Consider the following 7,463-nt stretch of genomic DNA (forward strand, 5'->3'; position numbering starts at 1 on the left):
CGTCAGAGGCGCTTCACCGTGTGCAGGATGTACTCGTCGCGGTTCAGCGGATTCGCGCCCCCGGGCCGCGGCCGCGACGGGAAACGCCCCTGAACGGGCTGATAGCCCTGGAATTCGGAGAGGAACACGCCTTCTCCCTGGGTGAGTCCGGGCACCTGCTGCTCGAATTCGTGGACCTTGCTCGACTCCATGCTCCCGGTCAGCCGGTAGCCGTCCTCCCGTGCCGTGGGCGGCTGCGGATGCGCGCCCAGCTCCGACAGTTTCGCCAGCACCGGACTCAGGCTGTCCGGCGGCAGCTCCATGTCGAAGCCGCTCACCGGCTCGTACACCTGCGTCCCGGCCTCCCTCAGCGCCGTCATCAGCACCAGCGGCGTGACCTTGCGGAAGTCGTCCGCCGCGCTCACCGGACTCGCGAAGCCGGAGTGCGTCAGCGTGACGGCGATGTCCGTCACCTGCCAGCCGTACAGCCCGTGGTCCAGCGTCGTGTGCACGGTCTCCTCGATGGCGGTGTGGAAGGCCCGCGGCAGCGACCCCAGCTCCACGCCGAGTTGGAAGACGACTCCCGCGCCCGGCTGCGCGGGCTCCACCCGCAGCCCCACCGTCGCCCAGAAGTAGTTGCGCGTGCGGGTGTCGAGCTCCTCCAGCCAGGAGCCCGCCCCGACGGGCTTCTCGATATGGACGGTCCGGGTCTGCTCGAAGTACGCCGCGACGCCGTACACCTCCTCCAGCGTGGTCCGGATGATCTCCTTCTGCACCTCTCCGTAGAGCCGCAGCACAGCGCCGTCGGCGTACTGGTCCTGCCGCAGTTCGATATGCGGGTCCTGCTCGCTCAGCGCCTGGAGCGCCGCGTGCAGCCGCGCCGCCTCCCCCGGCCGCTCGGATCTGACGACGGTCTCCAGGCTGGGCGGCGCGAAGAAGTTCCGCGGCCCCTGCTCGTCGTCGGGGCCGAGCCGGTCGCCGACGCGCGCCTCCTTGAGCCCCCAGATCTTCGCGATGTCCCCGGCCGTCGCCCGCGCCTCCACGGTCGTGGAGCCGTGCTCGAAGACCTGGAGCGAAGTGATCTTCACCGGGTGTTCGGTGACGAGGCCGGAGTGGTCGGTGCGGTGGAACGTCACCTGGTCGCGGGTGCCGAGGGAGCCGGACCGCAGCCGCAGATAGGTGAGCTTCTCGCCGCGAGCCCCCCGGTCGACCTTGAAGACGGTGCCGCTGAGCGGCGCGTCCGCGTCGGCGTGCACGGACGGCAGGAGGACCTGCACGCCGTGCAGCAGTTCGTCGATGCCCTCGCCCGTCACGGCGGAGCCGAAGAACACCGGATGGATCCGGCCGCGCCCGGTCTGGAGGGCCAGCTCCGCGTCGTACTCCTTCTGCGTCAGCCGCCGGTCGTCGTCGAGATAGGCCGCGAGGAACGCGTCGCTGTCCTCGGAGAGGGCCTCCGCCAGATACGCGGCGAACTCCTCGTCCTCCACCGTGCGGGCACGGCTGCGCGCCCCTCGGGTCCCGATGTCCTCCACACAGGACATCGCGACGGCGTGCGGGGTCAGCTTCTTGCCGATGTCGTCGAGCAGTCCTTGGTACCGCGCGCCGCGGCGGTCGACCTTGTTGACGAACAGCAGGGTGGGGATCGCCAGCTTCTGCAACGTCCGCATCAGGATGCGGGTCTGCGGCTGTACCCCTTCCACCGCCGATACCACCAGTACGGCGCCGTCGAGCACCCTGAGCGCCCGCTCCACCTCGGAGATGAAGTCGGAGTGGCCCGGAGTGTCGATCAGATTGACTTTGAGGTCGTCGAGGACGAAGGAGGCGACGGCCGAGCGGATCGTGATCCCCCGCTGCCGCTCCAGCTCCATGGAGTCGGTCTGTGTGGTCCCCTTGTCGACGCTGCCCACCGTGTGGATGACGCCGGTCCGGTGCAGGAGGCGTTCGGTGAGACTGGTCTTGCCGGCGTCAACGTGGGCGAGAATCCCCAGGTTCAGCTTCTTCATGAATGCTCTTCGCTGTCTGATATGTGGCCATTCGGTCTTCTTCCGTCGAAATCTCGGTCGCCTGCCGCATGATGTCCTTGCTCTCCATTCGCCGAACTGGTCACCGGTGGCCCGAACGTGTCGCCTCCGGCGGTCGCGTCACGGTAGCAAGAGCGGTTATCCCTCGTCAGCGCTTTGTGGCGACAATCAGCCAGTCCCCGAGAAGATTGTCGAGCTGCTCCGTACGGGTCACCTCGAACCCCGCCTCCGCGACGGACGCGTGGCACTCGGCCAGCGTGCAGGACGAGCTGTCGCCGCGGATCAGCCCGTGGTTCAGCCGCTGGAGCACGTCGTGCACGGACTCGGACTCCGGGTCGGCCATCAGGTCGTAGATCATCAGCGCCCCGCCCGGCCGCAGCGCGCCGTGGATGCGGCGCAGCAGCTCCTGCCGCTGCTCGTCCGGCCAGTCCGGCAGCACATGCCCGGTGACGACCACGTCCGCCTCCGGCAGCGGGTCGCGCAGGAAGTCGCCGCCGTAGAACCGCAGCCGGTCGGCCACGCCGCGCGCCGCCGCCAGCTCGTCGAAGAGCGGCTCCAGGGGCGGCAGGTCGAAGACCGCCCCGGACAGATGCGGATGGGCCAGCGCGATCCGCGACGCCAGCTGGCCGCGGGCCCCGCCGATGTCCACGAAGGACGTGTACGGCCGCCAGTCGACGCGGCGGGCCAGCTCGTCGGCGGTGAAGGAGCTGAACGTGTCGAAATGAGCCATCGCCTGCCGCGCCCGGTCCGGGTCCGCGTAGTGCTTCGGATACGCCTCGGGCCCGTGCGCCTCGGCCCCGGACTCGGCGCGGCCCTCACGCAGCGCCGTCGTCAGCTCGCCCCACACCCGGTAGTGCTTGCGGGCGTGCTGGAGGACGCTGCCGCCCAGGTAGGAGGGGGAGCCGGGGACCAGGAACGCGGTCGCGGCCCCGCTGTTGGCGAACCGGTCGCCGTCCGCCTCCAGCAGGCCGAGGGCCGCGAGGGCGTCCAGGAACTCCTGTGCCAGGGGGTGGGCGATGCCCAGCCCCTTCTTCACCTCCTCGACCGTCGCGGGACCGGACGCCAGCAGGTCGAACAGGCCCAGTTCGACGGCGGTGTGCAACACCTTCGCCTGGTGGTAGGCGGTGTTGAGCTGAAGGATCGAGCGGGCCTGGGCGACCGGCGCGAGCTGTGACGCGGACATGGCTCTCCTTGATCATCTTGGCTGGGAGTGAACGCTCGGCCGGGGAAGGGGAGACCGAACGCCGATATGCGGGGACTTGCGCGGGGCCGTGCCGAGAACTACTCCGCCGGCGCGCCGAACCACGTGTGCAGGGCCTCCACCAGCCCCTCCTGGCCCCCCGCCGCCGGTCCGGCCCAGCAGACGTAGCCGTCCGGGCGCATCAGCAGCGCGGACACCTCGGGGTCGGGGGCGTACGGCCCCTGCACGCCCGTCGCGGCCACCACGTCCACCCGGCCCTTCCAGCCCGTGACGAGATCGGCCGCGTCCGGCGCGGAGGGAAGCGTCAGCAGCACGCCGCGCCCGGCGTGGAAGTACTCGCCCAGCCGCCGCTCGCCCTCCGCCGTCGCCAGCGTCAGATCGGGGACACGCCGCCCGACGAGCGGATGCTCGCCCGGAATGTCGTAGCGCAGATCCAGCGCGGAGATCAGCCCCGCCAGATACCGGTTCGTCTCCGGCAGACGCAGCAGCTCGATCATCAGCTCCCGCAGCCCCTCGTACCGCGGATCCGGGTCGATGAGCACCGCCTGCGCGCGCGTATTGCGCAGCACGCCCTGCGCGACCGGGTAGCGCTCCGCCTCGTACGTGTCGAGCAGCCCCTCCGGCGCCGTGCCCGCGACCACCGCGCCCAGCTTCCAGCCGAGGTTGAACGCGTCCTGGAACCCCAGGTTCAGCCCCTGCCCGCCGGCCGGCAGATGGATGTGACAGGCGTCCCCGGCCAGCAGCACCCGGCCCGAGCGGTACCGCTCGGCCTGCCGCGAGGTGTCCGTCAGCCGCGAGAGCCACCGCACGTCGTGCATCCCCAGATCGCTCCCGGCGACCTCGCGCAGCGCGGCCCGCACGTCCTCCTCGGTGATCGGGGCGCGCCGGTCCGCGTACGGCCGGTCGAAGAACGCGATCGTCGCGCGGTAGACGTCGGGCTCCAGCGGGAACGCCGCGAACCAGGCCCGCAGATCGGGCCGCATCACCCCGTACGGGCGCATCGGCCCCATGCCCTCGCCCCGCGGCATCTCCTCGCTGAACTTCGCGTCCGCGATCACCGCGAACATGTGCGGCTCCTGGCCGGGGAAATCGACGCCGAGGAGCTTGCGCACCGTGCTGCCGCCGCCGTCGCACCCCACCAGATAGCGGCTGCGGACCTCGTACGGGCCGTCGGGGCCGGTGATCTGGACGGTGACCGACTCCTCGTCCTGCGCCAGCGCCGTCAGCGCGTGCCCGCGCCGCAGCTCGCCGCCCAGCTCCAGGACGCGCCGGGTGAGCAGCTGCTCGGTGCGGACCTGGGGGATGAACAGGACGTACGGGTGCCGGGTGTCGAAGTCGCCGAACTGGAGCGGCACGCCGAGGCTCGCGAAGTTGCCGCCCTTCAGCGTCGAGGCGCCGTCCAGGAAGTCCTGGGCCTGGCCGCGCATTTCGAGGATCTCGACGCTGCGCGAGTGCATCCCGAGGGCCTTGGAGAAATCGACCGGCTCCGCCAGCCGCTCCACCACCAGAACGCGGGCGCCGGCCAGCCGCAGTTCCGCGGCGAGCATCAGACCGGTGGGCCCGGCCCCGGCCACCACCACATCCACGTCGTATCGCATCCATGCCTCTTTCGAGTTCCGAAAACGAGTGATCGTGCCGAGCATGCTGGCAGCGCGACTTAGAGCCGACGTCCAGGCGCTTTCCCCCGCTTTTCCCCGCCCCACGCCTGGACGGGCGCTCTAGGAACACTGCCTACCGTGTCGGGGTCCCCTACGGATAAGAGGGCGTGAAATGCCGTTCAGCGCACAGCAGATCGCCTACCTGCGCCAGCAGGGCTACGGTCGGCTCGCGACGGTCGGGGCGAGCGGCGAGCCGCACAACGTCCCCGTCTCGTTCGAGGTCGACGCGGAGCGCGGCACCATCGAGATCACCGGCCGCGGCATGGGAGAGAGCCGCAAGTTCAGGAATGTCCGGGCGGACGGCCGGGTCTCCTTCGTCGTCGACGACATTCCCAGCCGGGACCCCGAAGTCGTACGGGCCGTCGTCATCCACGGAATCGCCGAGGCCCTGGACACCGGCGGCCGGGAGCGCCGCCCGCACTGCGCCGACGAAATGATCCGCATACACCCCCGCCGCGTCATCGCCTGGGGAATCGAGGAGAAGAAATGAAGGACATGCCCGAATTCCCCTGGGAGGTGATTCTGCCGCACCGCAAACGTGCCGCCGAACACCCCGACGGGATCGTCAACCTGGCCATGGGCGAACCGGTCGACCCCACCCCCGGCCCCGTCCGCGAGGCCCTGGCGCGCGCCGCCGACGCCCCCGGCTACCCGCCGACCGAGGGCACGCCCGAACTGCGCGCCGCGGTCGCCGGATGGCTGCGCCGCCGGCACGGCGTGCGGGTCGACCCCACCGCCGTACTGCCCGCCGTCGGCACCAAGGAACTCATCGCCTGGCTCCCGACGATGCTCGGAACCGGCCCCGGCGACCTCGTCGCCTTCCCCCGGCTGGCCTTCCCCACCTTCGACGTCAGCGCCCGCCTCGCCGGAGCCGACTCCCGGCCCGTCGACTCGCCCCTCGACCTCGCCGGGGCCGCGGAGCGCCCCAAGGTCGTCTGGCTCAACTCGCCGTCCAACCCCGACGGCAGAATCCTCACCGTCGCCGAACTGCGGGAGCTCGTGGCCTGGGCCAGGGAGCGCGGCACGGTGCTGGCCGACGACGAGTGCTACATCGAGTACGGCTGGGACCGGCGCCCGCCGTCCCTCCTCGACCCGCGCGTGTGCGGCGACAGTCACGACGGGCTGCTCGCCGTGTACTCGCTCTCCAAGCGCTCCAACCTCGCCGGGTACCGCGCCGGGTTCTGCGTCGGCGACCCCCACCTCGTACGGCGGCTTCTGTCGGTGCGCAAGCACGCCGGACACGCCGTGCCCGGCCCCGTCCAGGCCGCCATGACCGCCGCCCTGGACGACGACACGCACGTGGACGAGCAGCGCGCCCGCTACGCGCGCCGCCGGGACGTGCTGAGCGGGGCGCTGCGGTCCGCCGGGTTCACGATCGAGCACTCCGAGGGCGGCCTGTTCCTGTGGGCGACCCGCGACGAACCGTGCTGGACGACCGTCAAGGACCTGGCCGAACGGGGCATCCTCGTCGCCCCCGGCACGTTCTACGGCACGGCCGGCGAACGCCACGTCCGGATCGCCTTCACCGCGACCGACGAGCGGATCGCCGCGGCCGCCGGCCGGCTCTCATGACGACGGCCGCGGCGGCGGACACCGGCAGTCCGCGGCCCGCACCCGGCGCGCCCCGGCCGGTGGCGCTGCTGCTGCCCGGCCAGGGCTCCCAGCACCGGGCCATGGCCGCCGGCCTCCATCCGCACGAGCCGGTGTTCGCCGAGGCGTTCGACGAGGTGCTCGACGCGATGGGCCGGCACGGCGCGATGATGCGCGCGGACTGGCTGGCGGCCGACCGGCCCGAGGTGCCGCTGGATCATGTGCTGCGCTCCCAGCCGCTGCTGTTCGCCGTCGACTTCGCGCTCGGCCGGCTGGTCATGAGCTGGGGCGTCCGCCCGGTGGCGCTGCTCGGGCACAGCATCGGCGAACTGGCCGCCGCCGCGCTCGCCGGGGTGTTCCCGGTGCGCGACGCGGCCCGCGTGGTGCTGGACCGGGTGGTGCGGCTGGCCGACTCCCCGCCGGGCGGCATGCTCGCGGTCGCGGCCACCCCCGAACGGCTGGCCCCCTACCTCGGCGGGCAGGTGGCGGTCGGCGCGGTCAACGCGCCCGGCCAGACGATCCTTTCGGGCCCCGGCGACGAACTGCGCGCCGTCGGCGAGCGGTTGCGCGCCGACGGCCTCGTCTTCCGTCCGGTGCCCGCGCTGTCCGCGTTCCACAGCCCCGCGCTCGCACCGTACGCCAAGGGCGCCGAGCGCCTCCTCGCCGCCGTGCCCCGGCGCCCGCCCGCCACCCCCGTCTACTCCGGCTACACAGCGGCCCCGCTCACCGCCGAACAGGCCACGAGCCCGGAGTTCTGGGCGCGCCAGCCCGTGGACCCGGTGTGGTTCTGGTCCGCCCTCGGCGCGCTGCTGGAGACCGGCGGCCGGGTCCTCGTGGAGGCCGGTCCCGGACAGGGGCTGGCCGCCGTGGCCCGCCGGCACACGGCCGTACGCCGCGGGCACAGCCGGGTCGTCGCCCTGCTCCCGGCCCGGCCGAGCGGCCCCGACGCGGACCGGGCGGCCCTGGCGGCGGCGAAGGATGAACTGCGGAACGAGGGATACGACATTCCCTGAC

At 72.1% G+C, this 7,463-nt stretch carries 6 protein-coding genes; 3 read left to right on the forward strand and 3 right to left on the reverse strand.

Going from position 1 to position 7,463, the window contains the following annotated elements:
• Positions 1 to 2: 2 nt before the first annotated feature.
• The 3 genes from otr(A) to ACFU99_RS25920 form a co-directional block, all read right to left on the reverse strand.
• Positions 3 to 1,982, reverse strand: coding sequence for a tetracycline resistance ribosomal protection protein Otr(A) (gene otr(A) / locus ACFU99_RS25910; RefSeq protein WP_384396010.1), 1,980 nt, complete (start codon positions 1,980 to 1,982; stop codon positions 3 to 5).
• Positions 1,983 to 2,148: 166 nt separating this feature from the next.
• Positions 2,149 to 3,183, reverse strand: a complete 1,035-nt coding sequence (locus ACFU99_RS25915; RefSeq protein WP_384396013.1) for a methyltransferase — start codon at positions 3,181 to 3,183, stop codon at positions 2,149 to 2,151.
• 98 nt (positions 3,184 to 3,281) lie between these two features.
• A complete protein-coding gene (locus ACFU99_RS25920; RefSeq protein WP_384396016.1) occupies positions 3,282 to 4,799 on the reverse strand; it encodes an FAD-dependent monooxygenase in 1,518 nt (505 codons plus the stop codon).
• Between the two features lie 172 nt (positions 4,800 to 4,971).
• Here ACFU99_RS25920 and ACFU99_RS25925 point away from each other — a divergent pair, with 172 nt between their 5' ends.
• Genes ACFU99_RS25925 through ACFU99_RS25935 form a run of 3 tightly spaced genes read left to right on the forward strand, consistent with a single transcriptional unit; the run spans position 4,972 to position 7,462 of the window.
• Entirely contained in the window at positions 4,972 to 5,349 is a 378-nt protein-coding gene (locus ACFU99_RS25925) for a PPOX class F420-dependent oxidoreductase (RefSeq protein ID WP_384396019.1), read from the forward strand.
• Positions 5,346 to 6,431, forward strand: coding sequence for a succinyldiaminopimelate transaminase (gene dapC / locus ACFU99_RS25930; RefSeq protein WP_384396021.1), 1,086 nt, complete (start codon positions 5,346 to 5,348; stop codon positions 6,429 to 6,431). Before ACFU99_RS25925 ends, dapC begins: the two co-directional genes overlap by 4 nt.
• Positions 6,428 to 7,462 (forward strand): acyltransferase domain-containing protein, encoded by a 1,035-nt coding sequence (locus ACFU99_RS25935; protein ID WP_384396024.1) that lies wholly within the window; start codon positions 6,428 to 6,430, stop codon positions 7,460 to 7,462. The genes dapC and ACFU99_RS25935 overlap by 4 nt, the downstream gene beginning before the upstream one ends.
• The last annotated feature ends 1 nt before the right edge of the window (position 7,463 follow it).

The organism is Streptomyces sp. NPDC057654 (assembly GCF_042800135.1).
In the GTDB taxonomy this organism is placed as follows: domain Bacteria; phylum Actinomycetota; class Actinomycetes; order Streptomycetales; family Streptomycetaceae; genus Streptomyces.

Bases quoted from the DNA above. Each gene is read 5' to 3' on its own strand.
- ACFU99_RS25915 (WP_384396013.1), bottom strand. From the start codon at position 3,183: ATGTCCGCGTCACAGCTCGCGCCGGTCGCCCAGGCCCGCTCGATCCTT.
- ACFU99_RS25920 (WP_384396016.1), bottom strand. From the start codon at position 4,799: ATGCGATACGACGTGGATGTGGTGGTGGCCGGGGCCGGGCCCACCGGT.
- ACFU99_RS25925 (WP_384396019.1), top strand. From the start codon at position 4,972: ATGCCGTTCAGCGCACAGCAGATCGCCTACCTGCGCCAGCAGGGCTAC.
- dapC (WP_384396021.1), top strand. From the start codon at position 5,346: ATGAAGGACATGCCCGAATTCCCCTGGGAGGTGATTCTGCCGCACCGC.
- ACFU99_RS25935 (WP_384396024.1), top strand. From the start codon at position 6,428: ATGACGACGGCCGCGGCGGCGGACACCGGCAGTCCGCGGCCCGCACCC.